At 33.2% G+C, this 23,208-nt stretch carries 21 protein-coding genes; 16 read left to right on the forward strand and 5 right to left on the reverse strand.

The features are described from left to right. Positions 1-77: 77 nt before the first annotated feature. From ACQKCJ_RS14655 to ACQKCJ_RS14670, 4 genes are all read left to right on the forward strand, one after another. Complete coding sequence (locus ACQKCJ_RS14655) at positions 78-752, forward strand: response regulator transcription factor (protein WP_271337755.1); 675 nt, start codon at positions 78-80, stop codon at positions 750-752. 1 nt (position 753) lies between these two features. Next, entirely contained in the window at positions 754-2,157 is a 1,404-nt protein-coding gene (locus tag ACQKCJ_RS14660; protein WP_271337757.1) for a sensor histidine kinase, read from the forward strand. Between the two features lie 77 nt (positions 2,158-2,234). Next, positions 2,235-2,957, forward strand: a complete 723-nt coding sequence (locus ACQKCJ_RS14665) for a hypothetical protein (RefSeq protein WP_271337758.1) — start codon at positions 2,235-2,237, stop codon at positions 2,955-2,957. Between the two features lie 50 nt (positions 2,958-3,007). After that, positions 3,008-3,955, forward strand: a complete 948-nt coding sequence (locus ACQKCJ_RS14670) for a bestrophin family protein (protein WP_338083396.1) — start codon at positions 3,008-3,010, stop codon at positions 3,953-3,955. A 206-nt stretch (positions 3,956-4,161) separates the two neighbouring features. On the opposite strand, the gene ACQKCJ_RS14675 is transcribed toward ACQKCJ_RS14670, so the two are convergent. Beyond that, positions 4,162-5,580, reverse strand: a complete 1,419-nt coding sequence (locus ACQKCJ_RS14675; protein ID WP_427402290.1) for a PLP-dependent aminotransferase family protein — start codon at positions 5,578-5,580, stop codon at positions 4,162-4,164. Between the two features lie 176 nt (positions 5,581-5,756). On the opposite strand from ACQKCJ_RS14675, the gene ACQKCJ_RS14680 reads away from it, so the two are divergent. Beyond that, entirely contained in the window at positions 5,757-6,674 is a 918-nt protein-coding gene (locus ACQKCJ_RS14680) for an EamA family transporter (RefSeq protein WP_271337761.1), read from the forward strand. Between the two features lie 417 nt (positions 6,675-7,091). Next, positions 7,092-9,353 (forward strand): acyl-CoA dehydrogenase, encoded by a 2,262-nt coding sequence (locus ACQKCJ_RS14685; protein WP_427402291.1) that lies wholly within the window; start codon positions 7,092-7,094, stop codon positions 9,351-9,353. A gap of 374 nt (positions 9,354-9,727) precedes the next feature. Here ACQKCJ_RS14685 and ACQKCJ_RS14690 read toward each other — a convergent pair whose 3' ends face one another. After that, positions 9,728-10,072, reverse strand: coding sequence for a 5-carboxymethyl-2-hydroxymuconate Delta-isomerase (locus ACQKCJ_RS14690; RefSeq protein ID WP_271337763.1), 345 nt, complete (start codon positions 10,070-10,072; stop codon positions 9,728-9,730). A gap of 203 nt (positions 10,073-10,275) precedes the next feature. Between ACQKCJ_RS14690 and ACQKCJ_RS14695 the strand changes: the two genes are divergently transcribed. The 5 genes from ACQKCJ_RS14695 to ACQKCJ_RS14715 all read left to right on the forward strand — a co-directional run bounded on the left by ACQKCJ_RS14695 (position 10,276) and on the right by ACQKCJ_RS14715 (position 17,380). After that, entirely contained in the window at positions 10,276-11,919 is a 1,644-nt protein-coding gene (locus tag ACQKCJ_RS14695; protein WP_271337764.1) for a DUF6377 domain-containing protein, read from the forward strand. Between the two features lie 211 nt (positions 11,920-12,130). Next, on the forward strand, positions 12,131-14,347 hold the full coding sequence (locus ACQKCJ_RS14700) for a glycoside hydrolase family 3 C-terminal domain-containing protein (protein ID WP_427402292.1): 2,217 nt from the start codon (positions 12,131-12,133) through the stop codon (positions 14,345-14,347). Between the two features lie 277 nt (positions 14,348-14,624). Then, on the forward strand, positions 14,625-15,272 hold the full coding sequence (locus ACQKCJ_RS14705; protein WP_427402293.1) for a DUF1349 domain-containing protein: 648 nt from the start codon (positions 14,625-14,627) through the stop codon (positions 15,270-15,272). Between the two features lie 181 nt (positions 15,273-15,453). Continuing rightward, the gene (locus tag ACQKCJ_RS14710) at positions 15,454-16,587 is read left to right on the forward strand and encodes an acyltransferase family protein (RefSeq protein ID WP_271337768.1); all 1,134 of its coding nucleotides are present in this window, start codon (positions 15,454-15,456) and stop codon (positions 16,585-16,587) included. Positions 16,588-16,984: 397 nt separating this feature from the next. After that, on the forward strand, positions 16,985-17,380 hold the full coding sequence (locus ACQKCJ_RS14715; protein WP_271337770.1) for a hypothetical protein: 396 nt from the start codon (positions 16,985-16,987) through the stop codon (positions 17,378-17,380). 302 nt (positions 17,381-17,682) lie between these two features. On the opposite strand, the gene ACQKCJ_RS14720 is transcribed toward ACQKCJ_RS14715, so the two are convergent. Together ACQKCJ_RS14720 and ACQKCJ_RS14725 are read right to left on the reverse strand one after the other, a co-directional pair. Next, positions 17,683-18,789 carry an NADH:flavin oxidoreductase gene (locus ACQKCJ_RS14720; protein WP_271337772.1) on the reverse strand — a complete coding sequence of 369 codons (1,107 nt, stop codon included), beginning with the start codon at positions 18,787-18,789 and terminating at the stop codon, positions 17,683-17,685. A 6-nt stretch (positions 18,790-18,795) separates the two neighbouring features. After that, a complete protein-coding gene (locus ACQKCJ_RS14725) occupies positions 18,796-19,098 on the reverse strand; it encodes an ArsR/SmtB family transcription factor (RefSeq protein WP_271337773.1) in 303 nt (100 codons plus the stop codon). A 211-nt stretch (positions 19,099-19,309) separates the two neighbouring features. Between ACQKCJ_RS14725 and ACQKCJ_RS14730 the strand changes: the two genes are divergently transcribed. From ACQKCJ_RS14730 to ACQKCJ_RS14745, 4 genes are all read left to right on the forward strand, one after another. Further along, positions 19,310-19,804, forward strand: a complete 495-nt coding sequence (locus tag ACQKCJ_RS14730; protein WP_271337774.1) for a TlpA family protein disulfide reductase — start codon at positions 19,310-19,312, stop codon at positions 19,802-19,804. A gap of 63 nt (positions 19,805-19,867) precedes the next feature. Then, positions 19,868-20,962, forward strand: coding sequence for a hypothetical protein (locus ACQKCJ_RS14735; protein ID WP_271337775.1), 1,095 nt, complete (start codon positions 19,868-19,870; stop codon positions 20,960-20,962). 64 nt (positions 20,963-21,026) lie between these two features. Beyond that, entirely contained in the window at positions 21,027-21,431 is a 405-nt protein-coding gene (locus ACQKCJ_RS14740; RefSeq protein WP_427402294.1) for a lysozyme inhibitor LprI family protein, read from the forward strand. A 26-nt stretch (positions 21,432-21,457) separates the two neighbouring features. Further along, positions 21,458-21,934 (forward strand): hypothetical protein, encoded by a 477-nt coding sequence (locus ACQKCJ_RS14745; protein ID WP_271337780.1) that lies wholly within the window; start codon positions 21,458-21,460, stop codon positions 21,932-21,934. Between the two features lie 76 nt (positions 21,935-22,010). On the opposite strand, the gene ACQKCJ_RS14750 is transcribed toward ACQKCJ_RS14745, so the two are convergent. After that, positions 22,011-22,394, reverse strand: a complete 384-nt coding sequence (locus ACQKCJ_RS14750) for a hypothetical protein (protein WP_271337782.1) — start codon at positions 22,392-22,394, stop codon at positions 22,011-22,013. 296 nt (positions 22,395-22,690) lie between these two features. Between ACQKCJ_RS14750 and ACQKCJ_RS14755 the strand changes: the two genes are divergently transcribed. Further along, positions 22,691-22,861: a hypothetical protein gene (locus tag ACQKCJ_RS14755; RefSeq protein ID WP_427402295.1), complete on the forward strand. Its 171-nt coding sequence runs from the start codon at positions 22,691-22,693 to the stop codon at positions 22,859-22,861. The last annotated feature ends 347 nt before the right edge of the window (positions 22,862-23,208 follow it).

The following is a 23,208-nucleotide window of genomic DNA, read 5'->3' on the forward strand; positions in this document are numbered from 1 at the left end:
TAAATCATAATTTATGTCTATGTAATTTCTAATTTTAAACTCAATCCCTATTTTTGTTATTAATCCAATTAATAAATATGAAATTACTTATAGTTGAAGATGAACCAAATCTTTTATCGATTTTACGAAAAGGGTTTGCGGAAAACAATAATGAAGTTAGTGTAGCAATGGATGGTAAAACTGCTCTTGAAATGCTCCATAATTATAATTTTGACGTTGTCATCTTAGACGTAATGTTACCTGATATTAATGGAATCGAAATTTGCAGACGACTGCGTGCCAGTAAAAATTTTGTTCCTGTATTGCTTTTGACAGCGCTTGGAACTTCAGAAAATATTGTAACCGGACTTAATGCTGGTGCAGATGATTATCTGGTTAAACCTTTTAAATTTGGAGAACTGGATGCCAGGGTAAATGCTTTGCATCGAAGAGCGCATCAGGATACAGAAAGAATAGACAGTATAACGGTAGGAGATTTAGAGATAAATGCACGAGCCAAAACAGTAAAAAGAGATGGTGAATCTATTGTTTTGACCGCTAAAGAATTTAAATTACTGTATTACCTGGCTAAAAATAGTGGACGAATCGTTTCCCGCGATCAAATATTAGATAATGTCTGGGATATTAATTTTGACATGAACACCAATGTTGTCGATGTTTATATCACGTACTTAAGAAAAAAAATAGATAAACCTTTTGCAACCAAACTTATTCATACCATGAAAGGTTTAGGTTATGTCATAAAGCCATAAAATGGATATAAGAAAAAAAATTACTTTTACATATGTAGCACTTTCTACCTTTAGTACACTGTTATTGTGTATTGTGGTTTTTGTCTTATTTCAGGAAAATAATCGTTACCATTTTCTAAAACGATTAGAAGACAGAGCAAAAATTGTGGCTTCTATTCATTTTCAAAATGATCCTGAAAAGATTAAGTATTATAAAAACCTGAAAAAGGACGGTCTTGAAGAACTTATCGAAGAAGAAGAATTTGTTCTTAAAATAAACAGCGCCAATAGTTTTGATTATAATACAAAATTAGATTTGCCAAATGAGTTTTATACAAATGTTTTAAAAACAGGAGAAGACTATTTTGAAATAAATAATAAGTATTATTTAGGGCAGGTTTTTACTGAGAACGGTCAGAGATATATTGTAATTGTTGGTGCCAGAGATCAAAAAGGTCCCACAACGACTATTTATATCATAAAGATTATGTTTTTTGGAGGTATAGCTTTTATATTTCTGGCTTTCTTTTTGGGACGTTTCCTTGCAAAAAGAGTAATTAATCCGGTAGCACGAATAACCAGAGAAGTAAATAGAATAAGCGCTTCTAATCTTCATAATAGATTGCCGGAAGTAAAAAATTCAGATGAGATTTCAGATCTTACAGCAACTTTTAATGATATGCTGGATCGTCTGGAAACTTCTTTTGAAATCCAGGCTAATTTTATAAATAATGCTTCTCACGAATTAAAAACGCCAATAACAACGATTATTGCCGAGTCTGAAATTATGCTTCTCAAAGAAAGAGAAGTTCCGGAATATATTCAGTCATTAGAAAATATTTACAGTCAGGCATCTAAATTAGGAAACCTCACAGAAAGTTTATTAAAACTAACCCAAACTGGTTACGATGGTAAGAAACAGGTATTGGATATTGCCAGAATAGACGAATTGTTGATGGATGTAAAATCAGATCTGGATAAGATTTATCCTGACAATCGTGTGAGTATCAAACTTAATTTTGCTCCAAACGATTCTAATTTACTATTAATTCCGTGCAACAAACCCCTTTTAGAGCTTGCAATCAATAATATTATTACAAACGGTGTCAAGTATTCTGATAATAATGAAGTGTTCGTAACGCTTTCAGCCAATCAGGAAATGATAAAAATTGCCATTAATGATATAGGTATTGGTATTCCGCCAGAAGATATTCCGCATTTATATGAACCTTTTTTTAGAGGCAAAATTGCAACCAAATATATAGGTTATGGTTTAGGGCTTCCGTTAGCCTCAAAAATTATTCGTATGCATGATGGTGAAATACAAGTGCAATCAGAGCAAAATAAAGGAACTATTGTAACGATTATTTTCAAGAAGTCGAAGATAAAAAAGATTAATATTAAAAATTCTAATGTTGAATCTTAGAAAGTTCTAATTTTATATTAAGACCACTCTAATTTTGGTAGAGTTATTTTGTATGTATAAACTAAACGATTATACATATGAAAAATTTCCTTATACCAACGACTCTAAAAGATGATACTATTTGTGCTGTAAAATCAGCAGTGAAACAATCAAAATCATCAGGTTGCGAAATCATTTTAATGATGGTTTCAGATACTCCAGATACTTTTTCATCTTCAGGTTATTTACGCGAAATGCGCACCGGACTAACCGCCAGTCAGGAAATAGTACTTGAAACATGTCGATATATCATCGAACATACTCCAAATTGCAAAATAAAAATACACAATCAATACGGACTTTCATCTCCGGTTTTCAAACACATTATTGATGTGTTTTCGGTAAAATTAGTAATTCTGACCCATTCTTATAAACAAGAAACAAAAAGAATTCACCAATATCTTGTTCAATTGGCAGGAAATCAAAAATGTCCTATTTTACATTTAGGTTCAGAGCAGTTCAAAGACGATTTCAATAAAGCACTTTATATTGAAAACGCTCATGCTAATATGCATGTAAAAGATGTACAGCAATTTTTGAATGATAACTTTTCATTCGAAATTGTAAGCCAAACTTCTAATTTCGACGACAACTACGAAAAATTTGCTCCTTACTTAACAGAGGCAATTTCAAAATACGACATCGATTTGCTGGTAGAAACCCGTAAAGGAGAAAAAATCAAGTTCAAAAAAACGAAAAAAGAGAATGTAAACGACAAGCTGGGACTTCCGGTCTTATCGCTGTATGAAGAATTGGTTTAAAAACTAATTACTGCTAAAAAAATACAAGTTTAATTTTTAAACCGAAAAATATGTTATTAAAGAAAAGAATTCCCATGAGGTACGTTCTCGGAAAAATTAAAGTAGAATTAGGTTTGGTAATGACTTACACTATATTGTTTGAAATTTTTCATCACTATTTCATCAATGTTTCCGTTGATATTCCAATTGCAATACCTACAATGGTAGGTACAATTATATCTTTATTATTGGCTTTCAAATCTAATCAGGCTTACGATAGATGGTGGGAAGCAAGAATTATCTGGGGATCTATTGTGAACGAATCCAGAACTTTAGTAAGGCAAATGTTGACTTTTTATAAGGATCCTGAGTTTTCGGTAGAAGCAAATGAGTTCAAAGAAAACTTTACTAAGAGACAAATTGCATGGTGTTATAGTTTAGGGCAGGCTTTGCGTAACAAAGATGCTATAAAACCAATTAAAGAATTGATTAGCGAAGAAGAAGTGAATTTTGTAAAAAATCATCAGAATATTCCAAACGCAATATTATTGTTGCACGCCAGAGATCTTAGAATTGCGAGAAAAGACAAACGACTAAATGCTTATCAACAAGTAGAAATTGATAAGACATTGACAAGATTATGTGATGCAATGGGAAAATGTGAGCGTATTAAAAATACCATTTTTCCAACAACATATAGTATGTATATCAGAATGACATTGTGTTTGTTCATTTTACTATTGCCTTTTGGTTTAATTAGTTTATTGAGTTGGTTTGCAATTCCGTTGATTACAGTAATTGCAGGAATGTTTTTTCTAATCGAAAAAATGGCAATCCATTTACAGGATCCTTTCGAAAACAGGCCAACAGATACTCCTGTAACCACTATTTCGAATACAATCGAAAAGAATCTAATGCAAATGTTAAACGAGTATCAAAGTGAATTTGACATTATCAAAGAATTTGATCTTAAACCCGAAATTAAAAAAGCGGAAAACAACGCTTACTTTGTTTTATAATTAAAATTGATTTTGGTTTCAATTTGTTAGCCGGACAATACCTTTAGAAGTATTGTCTGGCTTTTTTTATGAATAAAGTATACCATGTTTACAATGCAATTTTGTCACTAGGACCAAAGGGAGAAATCACACCAGAAATGCCACAAAGAAAATTATCAATTTGTGTTGAGGTTACGTTGTGTGTATTTTATTAAATGAATTTTAGATCATCGATGAAGTAATCTTCCTAAAATTTGAATGGATTCCCTTAATTCATTTGTCCACGGTAAACCAAAACTCAGCCGCATACAATTCGAAAACTGATCCTGAAAAGAAAAAATTCTTCCTGGTGCAATACTAATATTGTGCTGCATTGCCAAATGGTAAAAAGCAGCTGTATCAATACTTTTATCAAGTTCTATCCAAAGAAAAAAACCACCCTGAGGCTGACTCACTTTTGTTCCTTTTGGGAAAGATTCCAGAATCGTATTGATATAATTATTGCAATTGTGATTCAATATCTGTCGTATTTTCCTGAGATGATTTTCGTATCGTCCATTTTTAAGAAAATCACCCACAACCTGATGTGTAATAGTAGGAGAGGAGAGCGAATGATAAATCTTGTTCCGCAATATTTGTTTTTTGAATTTCCCCGGAGAAACCCAACCAACGCGATATCCCGGAGCCAATGTTTTAGAGACAGAGCTGCAGCAAAGAACAATTCCGCTTTCGTCATAAGTTTTGCAATTCGTTGGCCGGCTCGCGCCAAAATACAAATCACCGTGAATATCATCTTCAATCAGCGGAATATTATAAAATTCCATCAATCTCACTACTTCTATTTTATGTTCGGCCGGCATCATACTTCCGGACGGATTACTGAAATTACTCATCAATAAGCAAAGCTTCACCTTTTTAGACGAAAGTGCTTTTTTTAGCGCGTCCAATTCTATTCCCGTAGTCATATTTGTAGGCAACTCCATGATGTACAATCCTAATGATTTTGCCAATTGAAGAATTCCAAAATACGCAGGACTTTCTGTAATGATCGTATCTCCGGGTTTTGTCAAAGTCATCAGACAATGTGATATAGCACTTGTACAGCCCGGCATTGTAATAATGTCTTCTTCGGTTAATGATCCTCCCCAGGTAAACGACCATCGGGCAATTTCACGTCTTAAATTTGGATTGCCTTTTACTTGTTCATAACCCGTTCCGCTATTAGGGAGATTCCGCATTGCCTGAATCATTCCTTTGTTTAATTTGGCGATAGGAAGAAGCTCGTTTGACGGAAAACCCAAAGAAAGCATCGTAATATTAGAATCAGTCATATTACCATAAACCTGATCGATCAGATCCTCCCTGTCAATATTAAGGCATTTTAAAACAGGACTGCTTGGTGAAGGTTCAGGAATTGTCCTTGCCGAAATATTACTTACATAATAACCGGATTGTGGTCGGGATTCAATCAATGATCGGCTTTCGATTTCGTAATATGCTTTGCTGACCGTACTCATACTATATCCTGTTTCGGCACATACTTCACGTATCGAAGGGAGTTTGTCACCAACATTTAAAACGCCTGATTTTATTTGCTTTTCGATCCGGTCAGCAAACTGCAGATACAAGTAATTTGAGTTTTTCATCCAGAAATAATATTTGTTTTTTTAATAGAATGTGGTATCGTTTATTTCAGTTTATAATTTATAATCTTGAAGATTTCAAAAAAAAACTGTTATGGTGCAATTTACTAAAACTGTATCTGTATTGCTGTTTTATTTTTTAGAAATTTGCGTTGATAAGAAAATCAAAAACAATATTCGTGAAAACAACAAAATACTATATAGCTGCCATAACTTGTTTCGTAATCTGGGGATTTTTCAGTTTGGTTTTAAAGCCTATACATGAATATGCTTCGTTAGATATTTTATTCTATCGTGTTTTCAGCTGTAGTGCTCTAATGTTGCTTATAGCTTTTGCTTTTAAAAGAAAAAAAATAAAAGAAGCCATTCAAACTTTTAAGGAATTGCCAAAAGCAGAGAAACGCAAAACTATTTTGTTGAATATAGGAGGAAGCCTTTTTATAATGACAAATTGGTTTACATTTATTTACGTGATGAACCATGTTAGCGTAAAAGCCACATCTTTGGCTTATTTGGTTTGTCCTATTTTAACCACATTGTTAGCTTATTTCATTTTGCATGAAAAACTAAGTAAAACACAATGGATTGCCGTTGGTTTAAGCATTTCCGGATGTGTTCTTTTATCTTATGCTAATATTACAGACATGCTTTTTAGTGTAATTATAGGTTTTTCCTATGCTTGTTATTTAGTAAGTCAGAGAGTAAATAAAGGTTTCGATAAATTTTTAGTCCTTACATTTCATATAACTCTGATCGCTTTGTTTTTGCTGCCCTTTTTTCCATCATACAGCGGACCTGTTCCCACAGAATTTAAGTTTTATTTCTGTATCGAAACCATTGCAATTCTGTTTACAATTTTTCCATTGTTCCTTAATTTATATGCCCTTTCAGGAATTAATTCTTCAACGGTTGGAATGCTTTTAAATATTAACCCAATGATTGCTTTTCTTTTGGCTATGTTTCTCTATAAAGAACAATTTGGACTGATACAAATTATAGCATACGGAATTGTTTTTATGGCAGTTTTGGTTTTTAATTCACATCATATTTTTGCAATCAAGCAAAAGTTTGCCACAATATCCAAAGATTCTAAATAACATGAGTTTTTTATATTTTTTAGTGGTTTTTAAAATATAAATTGCGAGAATCGTGAGGATATGTTAAACAGGAATGAATTTTTTATTCCTGTTTTTTTTATGTAGAGGTTTTTGCCGCGAATTACACTAATTTACACGAATTATTTTATCTGACTGATCTGCAAAATCTGTGTAAATTTTTTTGCCGCATCTAAGCGAAGCTTCATTATTTACGTTTAATTTCTAAAGTTAATTAAGAAAAAAATTCGCGTAAATTACTGTAATTCGTGGTAAACTTTTTTTTGTTTTTCAATAGCTGGAATTAAAATTACCACAATCTTAACAGGATATTTAAATAGGAATGACTATTTTCATTTCTTGCTTTTTTGCGCAATAAACGTTGGCAAGAAAAAATATAAACTGAACAACTATATTGATATGAAAAATACCAAACTTCAAGCCTTTATTCCTTTATTTTATTTAGTATGGTCAGATGATTTGCTGACCCAGAAAGAGTTTACAACCATTCAGAAATTTATTACTGATTTAAGTTGGCTTTCGCCCGAAGAAAAACAAGAATTGCTTTCAAGATTAGACATATCGAATCCGCCTTCGCGAAATGAACTCACACAATGGAAATTGGATATTGAAAAAAGCATTCAGAATAAAACAGATATAAAATCTATTTTTGATATTGCAGTAGCACTTTCAGAAAAAGATGTAGATATTTCGACCTTACAATCCAGTTTTATAAAATTAGAGAATGATCTTGGAATTTTAGGTGAAGAAGCACTTCAGAACTTCAAAACAAAAGCCAGTTCGTTTACGGCAAATTCCCAAGCCAATGCTGATTTTGATATTCAAAAAATAACAGCCATTTTAAACGGTAAAGAAGCTGCAATAATCAACAAAGTAAAGTCCGTTATTTCAAGACCCGAATTTGCTTACGAAACCTCCACAGATATTAATGTCTATCGCCAAACAGTTTATAATTGGTGTAAGATCTTAGCAGATGAAAATCTTGGAAATATGGCATATCCAAAGCAACATGGCGGAGGAGAAAACATAGCCGATTATTTTGCGATTATGGAAACCTTAAGCTATCATGATTTAAGTCTCGTGATAAAATTTGGTGTTCAGTTTGGATTATGGGGTATGAGCGTTCAGTCATTAGGAACTGAAAAACATTATGCTAAATATCTAAAAGATATTGGTTCCCTTAAAATTCCTGGTTGTTTTGCCATGACCGAGACTCATCACGGATCAAACGTAAAAGGGCTGGAAACGACGGCTACTTATAATCATAATGAGCAAACGTTTACAATTCATACACCAAATAAAAATGCCCAAAAGGAATATATTGGTAATGCCGCAGTTCACGGACAAATGGCAACTGTTTTTGCTAAATTGGTTATCGACGGACATGATTATGGAGTGAATGCATTTATAGTTCCGCTAAGAGATACAAAGGGAAACACCTTAAACGGAATCACTATTGGTGATTGCGGACATAAAATGGGATTAAACGGAGTGGATAACGGAACAATTAGTTTCGATAACGTATTGATTCCGAAAGAAAATATGCTGGATCGTTTCGCTTCTGTAAATGATAAAGGAGAATTCGAAAGCCCGATTCCAAGTGATAACAGACGTTTTTTTACTATGTTAGGAACTTTAGTCGGAGGACGAATCGGGATTCCGCGTTCTGCTTTGGCTGCAGCCAAATCCGGATTAACAATTGCCATTCGTTACAGCGATCAAAGAAGACAATTTGGTCCTGAAGGCGGATCAGAAGTTCCGATTTTAAATTACAGAATGCACCAACGCCGATTAATTCCGCCATTAGCGAAAACTTACGCCGTTCATTTTGCTTTGCAATACCTTACAAATCGTTTCCTGAATAAAACCGAAGACGAAATGCAGGAAATCGAAGCTCTCGCAGCCGGAATGAAATCTTATTCGACCTGGAGTACAAGGGATATTCTACAAGAATGTCGTGAAGCTTGTGGCGGAAAAGGATATTTATCTGAAAATAGAATTGATGCCCTAAAAAACGATACCGAAATATACACGACTTTTGAAGGTGATAATACCGTTTTGATGCAATTAGTAGCTAAAAACCGTTTATCAGAATTCAGAAAATCTTTTGGTGAAATGGGAGCTGCAGGAATTATTAATTATGTGTATGAAAATGCAAAAACGGCCATTACAGAAAAAAATCCAATTGCAACCCGCAAAACAGACGATGAACATTTATTAGACGAAGGGTTTCATTTGCAGGCTTTTATTCATAGAGAAAAAACAATTCTTGCATCTGCCGCAAGACGTATAAAAAAATTAGTTGACGGTGGTTTAGAACCTTACGACGCTTTTAATGTTGTACAGCACCAGATGATCGATGTAGCTCAGGCATATTTAGAAAGAGTCGTTCTCGAACAATTTCAGTTAGCAATAAAAGAAGTCGAAGACATTAAATCGAAAGAAATATTAACAAAACTGAATCATTTATATGCACTTTCGCAAATAGAAAAAAACAAAGCCTGGTATCTTGAAGATGGTTATATGGAAGCCGTAAAAACCAAAGCGATTCGCAAAATGGTCAATCAATTGTGTTGGGATATTCGACCAGATGCCGTTTCATTAGTCAATGCGTTTGATATTCCTGAGAGTTGTTTAGCGGCTCCAATTGCTGTTAGTTAGATTTTAGAATAAAGAGAATAGAATAAAGAGAATAGAATAAAGAGAATAGAATAAAGAGGATAGAATAATAGAACAGATCTTTATTGGGGCTTTGTCAAAGTTTTAAACCAAGGGTGTGAGGAACTTTATCGAAGCCTAAGCTCAAAGTTGATATAGGCATTTTTTGTCATTTCGACCGAAGGGAGAAATCACATAAAATAGCTCGGCAACAGTGCGTTGTCCCCGCGTGTGATTTACTTCGTCTGTTCGCTATCTCTAGTTTCCCTTCGGTCGAAAAGACAATTGTTGTGCTTATTTTACGTGAAATCACTTTTAATCTTTAATCTGTGGCAATAAATTCGTTACTGCTTATGACAAACTCGAGTTGTCATTTTTTAGATCATAGTTTTATTAAAATAACTCGCTTTTTCAAAATCTTTTATATTAATCGAAATTACCGGAATTTCAGGAAGTACTTCATTCAGCTTAATAACAATTGCCTTAGAGAGTTTTGCTTTTTGATCTGTATTTCGGCCTTCCATAATGTACGCAAAAACGTGAATAAAATCGTTTAAGGAATTGCCGTTGTTATAATACGCAAAGGGATTAATACGTACTTTAATTTCAGACTCCGTAAAAAGATCAGTTGATAATGCAGCGTTAAAAACATCCTGCATGATGTCTTCTGCAGATTTTAGACGAATTACATTTTCTGAGCAATCAATGATAAAATGAGGCATTTGTAGATGTATTTTTAGATTATAGAAATTGAGTACAATCAAATTTACAAAAATCCAATTGGTGTAAGGAGGTTTCTTTGTGTTTGTTTTTTTAAAGTCTCTTTTACTTGTTACGAAATTTAAAATTTGCGACTTATAAAAAAATCATTTTTTGTATTCACACTTTCTTATATTTGTGAAATCTCATTATATCTCAAATTGGTTTGAAAAATTATCTGTTGCTTTGTTTTTTAGTTCTATTGGCAAATCCTGTTTATTCATCGGATAGTACAGATACTATTTTGGCAAAACTAAATGATGCATTGAGAAATAAAGGCAATTATGTTCGTCTAAAAGAAGAACGTATTTTGAATTTTAAAAAAATAAAGTCAGAAAATCTAACCAGGGAGCAAGAGTATAATTACAACAAAACTCTTTATACAGAATATCAAAAATTCAATTCAGATTCGGCTATTTTTTATGTAAAAAAGAACCTTAAAATCGCCAATGAACTTCATGATCAGGAATTACTAAATTTAGCGAACCTGCAACTCGTAACACTTTATTCTTCTTCTGGAAAATACCGTGAATCTGAAGCATTGTTAAAAAGCATAGATAAAAAAACACTTTCAAAATCCCTGCTTCAAAATTATTACGTAGCATATCGGGAGTTTTTCGAACATTACGCTGCTAATAGTTATGATGTAAAGTACATTCAGCAAATACGAAAATACCGTGATTCATTATTGACAGTTTTAGAACCTAATACACTAAACTATCAGATCACAAAGATTCAACAAGTCATGTCTCAGAAAAAGCTTGCCATTGCTGAGAAGCAATTGTTGCAATTATTCAATACCATCAAAGAAGATAATCCGCAATATGCTATGGTTACCTATCTTTTGGGAAGCATCTATGAAGAAAGACATCAGCTCGAGCCAAGAAAAAAATATTACGCACTTTCAGCCACTTCAGATTTAAAAAATGCCAATAAAGACAATGCATCGCTTCAGGAATTAGCACAGGTTTTTTATGAAATTGGCGATGTTGATATGGCATATAAATTAACGCAATCAGCTGTCGAAGATGCACTGTACTGCAATGTTCAGTTTCGTACGCTTTTAATGTCACAGGTTTATTCGATTATCAATACCGTATATTTAGAAAGAGAAGCACAGCGAAAAACCGAACTTCAATTGTATCTTTTATGCATTAGTCTGCTTTCGGCATTTTTGATCGTAGCCGTTATCTACGTTTACAAACAAATGAAAAAAGTTTCTAAAATAAGAGGAGAACTTTATGAAACCAGTCAGAAATTAGCCGAATTAAATAAAGATATTACAGAAACAAATAATCAGCTGCAGGAACGTAATGCGCAATTATCAGAATCCAATCATATTAAGGAAGAGTATATAGCGCACTTTTTCAGCCTTTGTTCCACTTACATCAATAAGTTGGAAAATTATCGCATTATTTTAAATAAAAAGGCGAATGCAAAACAATTTGATGAGATTTATAAAATGCTAAAATCAACTACTTTGGTTGATAATGAACTCGAAGAATTGTATAAAAATTTTGATATTATCTTTCTGAATTTATATCCCACTTTCGTCAAAGATTTCAATGCACTTTTAATTAAGGAAGAACAGATCGTTTTAAAGCAGGGCGAATTACTCAACACTGAACTTCGGATTTTTGCTTTGATTAGATTAGGAATTAATGACAGCGTAAAGATCGCAGCCTTTCTTCGTTACTCTTTAAGCACAATTTATAATTATCGTACTAGAGCCCGAAATAAAGCTGCAGTTTCGAGAAATGATTTTGAAGAAATGGTCATTAAAATTGGTTTAATATCATTAAAAGTGTAGTTTTTTATTTTAAAATCACTACTTTTTTCGGGGTATATTTTTAATTAAATATCTGTAAATCAAATGCTTGATTTATTGTTTTACTACTTTTTTTCGTTTAAAAATTCAAAACGAACTATAACGTTTTAGCTTTACGGTATTATTAAAAGGGTTATACGTTTTTATAATCCCTTTTATATTGTATATTAAATGCTTTAATAAATTAATAGTTATGTTTAAAAACGTTAAAACAATTGTTGTTTTACTTTTGTTGAGCTCTATCGGTGTGAATGCACAGAATAAAGTTCCGGTTTATCTAGATGATAAAAAGCCAATTAATGAGCGTGTAGAAGATGCTCTTAAAAGAATGACAACCGACGAGAAAATTGCCATGATTCATGCGCAGTCAAAATTCAGTTCACCAGGTGTACCACGTTTAGGGATTCCTGAAAACTGGATGACTGACGGACCACACGGAATTCGTACTGAAGTAAAATGGGACGAATGGGATCAGGCTGGCTGGACAAATGATTCTTGTATTGCATTTCCGGCTCTTACAGCAATTTCTGCAACCTGGAACAAAGAGTTATCAGCTTTATATGGTAAATCGATTGGAGAAGAAGCTCGTTATCGTAACAAAAACGTATTGTTAGGGCCAGGAGTTAATATCTACAGAACGCCATTAAACGGACGTAACTTCGAATACATGGGCGAGGATCCTTTCTTAGCTGCAAAAATGGTTGTTCCTTATATTAAAGGTGTTCAGGCCAATGGAGTTGCTGCATGTGTAAAACATTTCGCTTTAAACAATCAGGAAACAAAACGTAACTCAGTAAATGTAATTGTTGATGATCGTGCGTTATACGAAATATATTTGCCGGCTTTTAAAGCTGCCGTTCAGGAAGGTGATGCATGGGCTATTATGGGTTCATACAACAAATACAAAGGACAGCAATGTTGCCACAACGAATTTTTATTGAATGATATTCTTCGCGGAGAATGGGGTTTCAAAGGAGTTGTAGTGTCAGATTGGGGTGGAGTTAATGATACAAAACAAGCAATTCATAACGGTTTGGACATGGAGTTTGGTTCATGGACAAACGGACTTACTGAAGGTGCCAGTAATGCTTACGACAGTTATTACCTGGCAAAACCATATTCTAATATGATCGCCAGAGGTCAGGTTGGAACTAAAGAATTAGACGAAAAAGTACGTCGTATTTTACGTTTGTCTTTCTTAACTACAATGGACAGAAACAGACCTTTTGGTTCTTTTGGAACACAAGAGCATGCAGATGCTGGCCGTAAAATAGCCGAAGAAGGAATTGTATTGCTACAAAACAACAATAATATTTTACCAATTAACCTTTCTAAAACAAAGAAAATCGCAGTTATTGGTGAAAATGCAATCAAAATGATGACCGTAGGTGGAGGAAGTTCTTCGCTTAAAGCAAGATATGAAATTACGCCACTTGAAGGATTAAAGAAAAGAATTGGAAACCAGGCTGAAATCGTTTACGCTCGTGGTTATGTTGGAGATCCAACAAGTGAGTATAATGGAGTAGTAGCAAAAGTAAGTTTAGAAGAAAAACGTTCTCCTGCAGAATTATCTGCTGAGGCTTTAAAAATAGCTAAAGACGCTGATATTGTTCTTTTTATTGGAGGTTTGAATAAAAGTGATAATCAGGATGCAGAAGGACATGATCGTAAAGAACTGGGTTTACCATACGGTCAGGATAAATTAATTGCTGACTTGGTTAAAGTAAATAAAAATGTGGTTTTTGTAAATATTTCAGGAAATGCTGTGGCGATGCCGTGGGTAAAAGAAGTTCCGGGAATTGTACAAGGATGGTTTTTAGGTACAGAAGCAGGAAGTGCGTTGGCTAATGTTTTGGTTGGAGATGTAAATCCTTCAGGAAAATTATCTTTTACTTTTCCTGTAAAATTAGCAGATAACGGAGCTCATGCATTAGGAGAATTTCCTGGTGGTGACGAAGTAAAATACAATGAAAGCATTTTTGTTGGATACCGTTGGGCAGACAAACAAAAAGCAAAACCATTATTCTCTTTTGGTCACGGTTTAAGTTATACGACTTTTGAATATGGAAAAGTAACAGCAGACAAAAAACAAATGGCTGCTGGAGATCAAATTACATTCTCTGTTAAAGTAAAAAATACAGGATCGAGAGAAGGTTCAGAAGTAGTACAGCTTTATATCAGTGATTTAAAATCTTCATTACCACGTCCGATAAAAGAATTAAAAGGATTTGAGAAAATTGCGCTTAAAGCAGGAGAAGAAAAAACAGTAACTTTTACAGTAGATAAAACAGCATTAAGCTTTTTTGATGATAAAAAACACGACTGGGTTGCTGAACCGGGAGCTTTTGAAGCAATCGTTGGGGCATCTTCTACAGATATAAAATCTAAAGTGGGGTTCTCACTTAAATAATTTCATTATTTCTAAATTGGTTGGTTGTAAAGCTGCAAGTGTAAAAATTTGCAGCTTTACTTTTAAAATGATTTTACCATTAAGAGATTAAGAAAATTAAGCTTTATGGTTACTGGACTAAAAAAGTATGTATCATTAAGATTTTAAGTTTCATTAAGCTTTGTGGTTACTAAGCTTAAAAAAAGCATTAAGACATTCTGAACGATTAAGCATTGTAACTTAATTTTCTTAATCTCTTAATGGTTCAAAAAAGATATTAATTGTTAAATTAATTTAAATGAGAAAAATTGTACTTAGCGTTATGACCTTGTTTTTGGCGCAAAATCTTTCGGCGCAGACTTTAAATAAAATGCAATGGTTTAATGAACCTGAAAAATGGGAAATTAAAAATAATGCTTTAATCATGAATGTCACAGCCAACAGTGACTATTGGCGTATTTCACATTACGGATTTACCGTAGATGATGCCCCATTTTATTTTGCGACTTATGGAGGGGAATTTGAAGCTAAAGTAAAATTAACCGGCAACTATATTGCCCGTTTTGACCAAATGGGATTAATGCTTCGTATCGATGAAAAAAACTACATTAAAACGGGAGTTGAATTTGTTGATGGAAAATTTAATATCAGTACAGTTGTGACGCATGATAAAAGCGATTGGAGTGTGACTACTTTAGAAAAAGCACCGCCATTTGTATGGATAAAAGTCGTGAGAAGATTAGATGCCGTTGAGGTTTTCTTTTCTTATGATGACAAAAATTATATTATGACCAGAAATGCGCCGTTGCAGGACAACACACCAATTATGGTTGGCTTAATGGCCGCATCACCAGACGGAAAAGGTTTCGAAGCTAAATTCGAAAATTTTAAGGTAACACATTTACCGGATCAACGCAGATTAGAATGGCTTAAAAGTCATCAGTAATTGAGCAAATAGATGATGAGATTATTTTATACTTTGTTTAAAATTCTTCCTTACATTTTTTCGCAAAAAACGTTGTGAACTTTGCAGTTAATCTATCTTAACAAAACTGAGATTGTTTAGAAAATATATTATTTTAGCTAATACCAAAAAAACAACTAACCTTTAACCACAAAAAAACAACATGAGTTCAATTTCTGTTGATATTAAACCAAAAAAACATTATGAAATTTTAGACGGCTTGCGGGGAGTAGCTGCTATCTTAGTAGTTGTCTTTCATATTTTAGAAGCCTTTAATGAAGGAAGCCGATTTAAACAAATTATTAATCACGGTTACCTGGCTGTCGATTTCTTTTTTCTCTTATCCGGATTTGTTGTAGCATATGCTTATGATGATCGCTGGGGAAAGTTAACCCAATGGGAATTTTATAAAAGACGTTTAATTCGTTTGCAGCCAATGGTCATTATGGGAATGATTATTGGAGCCATTTTCTACTATTTTCAGGCATCAGATGTTTTTCCGCAAATTGCAGGAATGGCACCTTGGAAAGTGATTTTAACAATGATAATTGGGTTTACATTACTGCCAATTCCGCCATCGATGGAAATCAGAGGCTGGGGCGAAATGCATCCGCTCAACGGACCTGCATGGTCACTTTTTTTCGAATATATTGCTAATATTTTGTATGCCTTGTTCTTTCGTAAATTCTCGAATAAGGTTTTAGGAATCTTTGTTTTTATATTCGCAGCAATGCTGGTTAATTATACCGTTTTTGGACCAAAAGGAGATGTTATTGGCGGCTGGTCTTTAAACTTAGAGCAAATGAATGTTGGTTTTACCCGTTTATTATATCCATTTTTTGCAGGAGTTTTGCTTTCACGTTTAGGAAAGTTAATTCATATAAAAGGAGCTTTCTGGGTTTGCAGTATTTTAATTGTAGTTCTTTTTTCGATACCAAGAATTGGAGACGAAAACACTTTATGGATGAATGGTTTATATGAATCAATTGTGATTATTTTCTTTTTCCCATTAATTGTTGCCATTGGAGCAGGAGGCGAAATAAAAAATGCAGTTTCGGTTAAAATATGCAAAGCATTGGGAGATATTTCATATCCAATTTATATCATACATTACCCACTAATTTACTGGTATACAGCTTGGGTAATCGATAATAAAGTTCCTCTAAAAGACGGTTACCTGATTGGAATTGGAGTTTTAATTTCCAGTATCACAATAGCGTATTTATGTTTGAAATTCTACGATGAACCAGTGCGTAATTGGCTTCAGAATAAATTTCAAAAAAGAAAAATTTCTTAAAATAAAGTTCAGAGGTTCAATGGCTCAGAGGTTCAAAGGAAAAACTTCGTCCCTTTGAACTACAGAAAGATCTTGAATTTCTAAAATTTTGTTAGTTATAGATATTCAGAAAAGGGATGAACTTTCATGTTTTCATCCCTTTTGTATTTATAGTTTCATGTAGAAATAAACAATTTAAAAAAAGTAGACAATTGTAGATATGTATAATCGTAGAGATGCACAGCAGTGCATCTACGCAAGGTATATCGACAAACAAAAAATAAAACTAAGAGTTTAAGAGCATTTTTTGCCACAGATTACAAAGATTAGAAAGATTTTGGAAGCATTTGAAGAAATGAGGAAAAGAACTTCTTATTATTTGTATTTATTAATGTTTTAAATTTATTTGCAAAAAAAAATGTCAAATCCAGACAACACTGATAGAATGCCAATTTATATAAAGGCAGAACAAATTTTTAAACTTACAGAAGGACTTGTCCAGATTATTCCACCGGATAATGAATTTTTACAAGAAACAACTGTCCAGTTTATGCGTAAAAATGCAATGATTATTCCTGTAAAAATTGCCGGTGCAGAAGCAGCAGATGTATATGATCTAAGAATGGAAAATGCGGCTATTATTCGAAAGGCCGCAAGAGAATTATATGTTCAGGCAGGTAGTTTACGTTTTGAAGAAGGCATTACAGATAATGATTATATCGATTTGTTGAGAAGCACTATTGATGAATTTCGCTTACTGTTTATTGATTGGGTTGCCAGTTTTGATCAATGGAATTATATTAAAGACAGTTAGGGATTATTCAATCCGCCAGGTGTAAATGCGCACGACAAAGATCCCGATGATGATATTCCTTTTGATCCAAATGATTTTTTTGAATCAGACGATAAAGATGATTTTGAATAAGTGTTTCATCCGTACAACCCGTTTTATCTGTGGGCAATTTGCGTATACAGACAGAAGTAGGCCTGTAAGATATAGATACCGAAAAGTTTGTGTAAAATAAAAGGGATAAACAATTAAGCTTATCCCTTTTTATATTTTAGTTCAATCAGAAAAACTTTGTCCCTCTGTTCCTTTGAACTTTTTTTAAAAACTTATTCTAACACTAAAGCTCCCAAAGCCTCTTTGCTAAAACCTTTCAATTCATCTGTTTTACCGGCTTTAATTTTAGCCACCCAGTTAGGATCAGATAAAAGAGGTCTTCCAACGGCAACTAAATCAAAATCACCTCTGTCAAAACGTCTGTTTAATTCTTCAAGAGATGTTGGTTGAGAACTTTCTCCTGCAAATGCACCAAAGAAATCTCCCGAGAGACCAACAGAACCTACAGTAATAGTTGGTGCCCCTGTAACTTTTTTAGCCCAACCAGCAAAGTTTAAATCAGATTCTTCAAATTCAGGCTCCCAGAATCTACGTTGAGAACAGTGCAAAATGTCAACCCCGGCATCAACAAGCGGCGTAAGCCAGGCTTCTAATTCTTGTGGATTTTTAGCTAGTTTATAGTTGTAGTCAGAAGGTTTGAATTGAGAAAATCGCATAATTAAAGCGAAATCATTCCCAACCTGTTTTCTGATTTCTTTAATTACTTCAATAGCAAAACGATTACGTTCCGGCAGCGTTTTCCCACCATAAATATCATCACGTAAATTAGTTTCAGCTCTAAAGAACTGATCGATTAAATAACCATGTGCTCCGTGAATTTCGATCGTATCAAAACCTAGTCTTTTAGCATCAGCAGCAGCTTTTCCGAAAGCAATAATAGTGTCTTCAATATCTTTTTCAGACATAGTAACACCATTTCTAAAATCAGGTCGGTTTAATCCGGAAGGTCCTTCAAAAGGAACTGGTGGAACCCATCCTGAATGGTGATTGTCCATAATTCCCATATGCCAGATTTGTGGTCCCATTTGACCTCCGGCAGCATGAACTTCATAGATCACTTTTTTCCATCCATTTAAAGCAGCTTCGCCGTAAAAATGAGGAACATTAGCGTCGTTTGATGAAGAAGCTCTGTCAATAACAGTTCCTTCAGATAATATTAATCCAACTTCACCTTCAGCTCTTTTTTGGTAGTAAGAAGCTACATCATCAGTTGGAACTCCGTTTGGAGAAAATGAGCGCGTCATTGGCGCCATTACGATTCTATTTTTAAGATTTAACGTTTTTAAGTTAAATGGCGAAAACAGGTTGTTTGTACTCATAGTAATTTACAAATTAGATTGAATTAATTTACTGAGTGCTTCAAAGGCACCTTCGTTGCGTTTATAGTAAGTCCATTGACCAACGCGTTTAGATTCTATAAATCCTGCACGTTGTAGAATAGACAGGTATTCAGAAACTGTCGATTGCGTTAAGCCGGCTTTGGCTTGTATTTGTCCCACACAAACTCCGTGCTCAAATCCTGCATGCTGCAATTGATCCGGAAAGTTTATTTCAGGTTCCTTTAGCCATTCCAACATTTGCAATCTGGACTTATTAGAGAGTGCTTTAAAAATTTCTAGATGTTCCATGGTGTAAATATATCGACTTTTCCCGATATGTCAATTTAAAGAAAGATATTTAGCAAAAATTTAAGATCAAGGAGAAGGAAGTTGTATGAAACAGTGGAGGATTTTAATAAAGAAAATTTATATTTGCTTGTGAAGAATTAATCTCGCAATACTGATGTCCATCGGGATTACAAGACTAAAATGCCCCCAAATAAATAACTTTAACCCAACTATGAAAAAAACTTTACTTATTCTAGGATTTTTATTTTGTATAACAACAACTTCAACGGCCCAGGTCGTAGGAACTGATGTTGGTAATATTGCTCCTGAAATAGATTTGCCCGATACAAAAGGAAATAATGTGGCGCTTTCTTCTCTCAGAGGAGATTTAGTTTTAATTGACTTTTGGGCTTCATGGTGCGGACCTTGTATTAAGGAACAACCGGAATTGATAAAACTAAACAATACCTATACAGGTAAGTTCTCTGTCTACAGCGTTTCGATGGATACTAAAAAGTCACTTTGGTTAGCTACAATCGCAAAACAAAAATTGACGTGGACACATGTTAGTGACTTGAAATATTGGAATTCTCCTGTTGTAGGGGATTATAAACTTCAATCAGTACCATTAAACTTTTTGATCGACAAAAACGGAATTATCTTAGCTAAAAACATTCATGGTAATGCATTGAATGAAAAGATTAAAAGTTTGTTAGAGGCACAATAAAGTTGAAATAGAGTTATAATAAGTTGATACAATTGCAAGAGAGGATTTAGAATCTGAAAAACTATGGAAGAAAAATTAAAGAGTTACGAAAGGACAATTAAAAGAAAGCATAGCTTTAACTGGACGCCCAAGTATAGAGAAGAATTTCGTACCTCTTTGAGTAAAATTGTTTTTATTCCTATTGTAGAAAAGGCAGTTTTAAAATTGGGATGGGATGTGGTTTTTAAAGATGACAATTCAGTTGAAGCAAAAAGAAAAGAACTGGCATTAGGAATTGAAAAGTGGACTGAAGCAATTACAATTACTTTTAATCATGGAAATGTAGTGGTGCAAAGTCAATCCTTAGGAAATGAAATCTGGGATAATGGGAGGAATTCTAAAAGAGTAGGACTCTTTATTCATGTTTTTAAAGAGACGGAAAAAGAGTTTGATCGGGAAGCTTTAAATGAACTGGAGAGAGAAACTGAAAAGAAGAATAATTGGGATGATTATATCATTCCTGAAAAACTGGCAGAGCCAACTACGCCCAGAAATAAAAATTTCTCAATTTTGGTTATTGGAGGCCTTTTAATATCTTTAGGACTTGGTTTTGTTATTGCAGAAATTTCTGTGTACGGAATTTATTTGATTGGATTGTTTGAGGTATTAGTAGGATTGGCAATTGCTTTTTCATTAAAGTATCTGATTCAATGGTCAAATTTTACAGAGTTGGCTAAAATTCGCTTTTTATTGTATGGAATGGTTTTTTTAACCTATTTTTCGAATCAATATTTTCAATATGAAATTATTTTAAGGGAAAACAGCTTAGAAGGAATTAATTTTTTACAATTTATAGAAATTAGGCTTTTGCAAGGATTGACCATTAAAACCTTAAATACAGGTTGGATAGGATTGGTTTTAAGCTGGGGCTTACAGTTAGTATTAACTTATTTTGTAGCCTACTTAAAGCTAATTTCAATAATAGCATCTTATCAATTAAGGAAAATTCCGACTGAAGTTTTAGATTTTTGTAATTATCATTTTATAAAGGGGAAAACCGGAGAAGAAGTACGATCTGAACTTTCGAAAAAAGGCTGGACGCAAACCGAAAATCAAAATGAAGTTTTTGAAGCGATGGGAGCTGTTTATGGCTCAATGGAATTGCGTAGATCCAAATAAAAGAGAAAATCTAATAAATATGTTTTCGAACAAAATGTAATAAATTAAATATTAAAAATAAATCATGATTCAAAAATCGATACTATTATTCTTTATACTGTTTTCGTTCAATTGTAATGCGCAAACAATGGAAACAGTCAGTATATTGAAAACTTCTTATCAGAAATGTCTGGACAGCGGAAACGGAATGAAGAATTGTGCTATTGAGTATTACAATGATTCAGATAGTTTGCTGAATGTTTCCTATAAGAACCTAAAACTTAAATTAAGTTCTAAAGAGCAATCAAAATTAAAAAAAGAACAATTAGACTGGATAAAGAAACGTGATCTGTATTTCGAAAAGGTATATTCTGATACTAAAAAAGAAGGACATTTTGTAGAAGGAAGCGGCGATTTTGATATGGTTGTTTTTGACGAAAAAGCCAATTATATTCTTTCAAGAGTAAAAGAACTCATTAAAAAAATGTAACATTGCTTTCAAAATAAAATGGCTCAATGGAATCAAGGCTCAGTTTATCTGAATTTAGAACAAGATTAAAGGATAATACAGAAATAGGTTCTCTAAAAGCAGAATTAAATTTGCTTAGAATATTTCCCCGATTTGGCGGAACAAAGCCTTTTTATGGACTTTTTGATGATAAAAGTTTTCGTCTGACTTTAAATTCACCAACATCACCAACTTATTTTATAATAAGAGGAAAATACAAGAATGTCAATAATGTGCTTAAAATAAGCTATGTTATTGAACCTAACAGCAAGTTTCAGTTGCTTTGGGTAAGATTTTCTCCAGTAGTTTTTCTGATAGCACTAAATGTATTTTTCCTTTTTTTTGGAAGAGGACTTAGAAAGGCAACTACAATTGTAAGTTTGTTTATGCTTATAATTATTTTCTATTCGAGATGGAAAGAGGAAAGAAAGTGGAAGAAATTAGAGCAAAAATTTGTCAGGATTTTTGAAATTAAAATAGACTAGGATTAGGAATCTTTGTCAAAATTTTAAATTTTGACAAAGATGATCAACAAGAAAAACGAGATACAAACCAATAACCTCAGTTTAGTCTGTCTGAATGATCCCGAACACCGCCAAAAGTTGTTTTCAGCATTTCTCTAATCTGAAATTGCGTTTTATTTCGGGTAACATTTTTCCATTCATTAAAATCGAAAACATGAATTTCCTGTGCATTCGGATTTGTGACGAAAGAAAGTCTTGCAATCGAATATTTGTAATATTTTAATTCGTGCGATATATGGCGATCCGGAACGACAATAAGTATAGTCTCCCATTCGAGGAAATTTTTAGGAATATCCTCTCTTTCTGTTAAACCTAGAGCTTCAAAAAAGGCAATGATCTTTTGATCATTAAGTTTGTCGATTTTTTGATCGACACGTTTAATGGTGCTAATAAGTTTATTTTCATCTTTAATAACACTCATAATTGTAATATTTTTTTTGTTTAAGTTAATTTTCAATATAAAATTACATCAAAACAAAATAATTTAATAAAAGAGAGGCATTAGAATGATTCTAAATTTTAACAAAGCAATTTATTTGCTTGTAATTCAATTAGTAAAAGAGAAAAATTAGAAGAATATTTAAGGTGAAAATAATACGTTCTATTTTCAAAAAAGACTTGGTAATGATACAACTGACGATCAGATTTTGATAAAAGTCTATTAATTTATTTCGTTTAAAAGACATATTTTTATCGCACTATCTAATTGCATTACTTATGAAAACTATTTCTCACAAAGAAACTTTTTTGTATTTTATTCTATTAGTCACTTTTAGTTCATTGGCTCAAAATAAATCAGATAGAGAATTGATTTTAATCGACAAAGATTGGCATTTTTCATTAGGACATTTATACGATACACAAAAAAAGGAAAGTGAAATGAAGTAGCTTTATCGGCTTCCGCGAAAGGATTAAAGTCTGGTATTTTGAATGTTAATCAGAAGAAATAGTTTGTAAAATTTATGTCGCTCCGCTGGAGCTTTAACGAAATGCTGTATCTGTTTCTATAAATATATCGCTCCTCTGGAGCTTTAATAAGAATATTTGCTGATTTCTATAAATATGTTGTTCCGCTGGAGCTTTAACGAAATGCTGTATCTGTTTTCTGTAAATATATCGCTCCTCTGGAGCTTTGATAAGCATATTTGCTGATTTCTATAAATATGTTGCTCCGCTGAAGCTTTAACGAAATGCTGCATCTGTTTTCTATAAATATATCGCTCCTCTGGAGCTTT

Origin of the sequence: Flavobacterium sp. NPDC079362, from assembly GCF_050267765.1 — a bacterium.
Lineage (GTDB): Bacteria > Bacteroidota > Bacteroidia > Flavobacteriales > Flavobacteriaceae > Flavobacterium > Flavobacterium azizsancarii.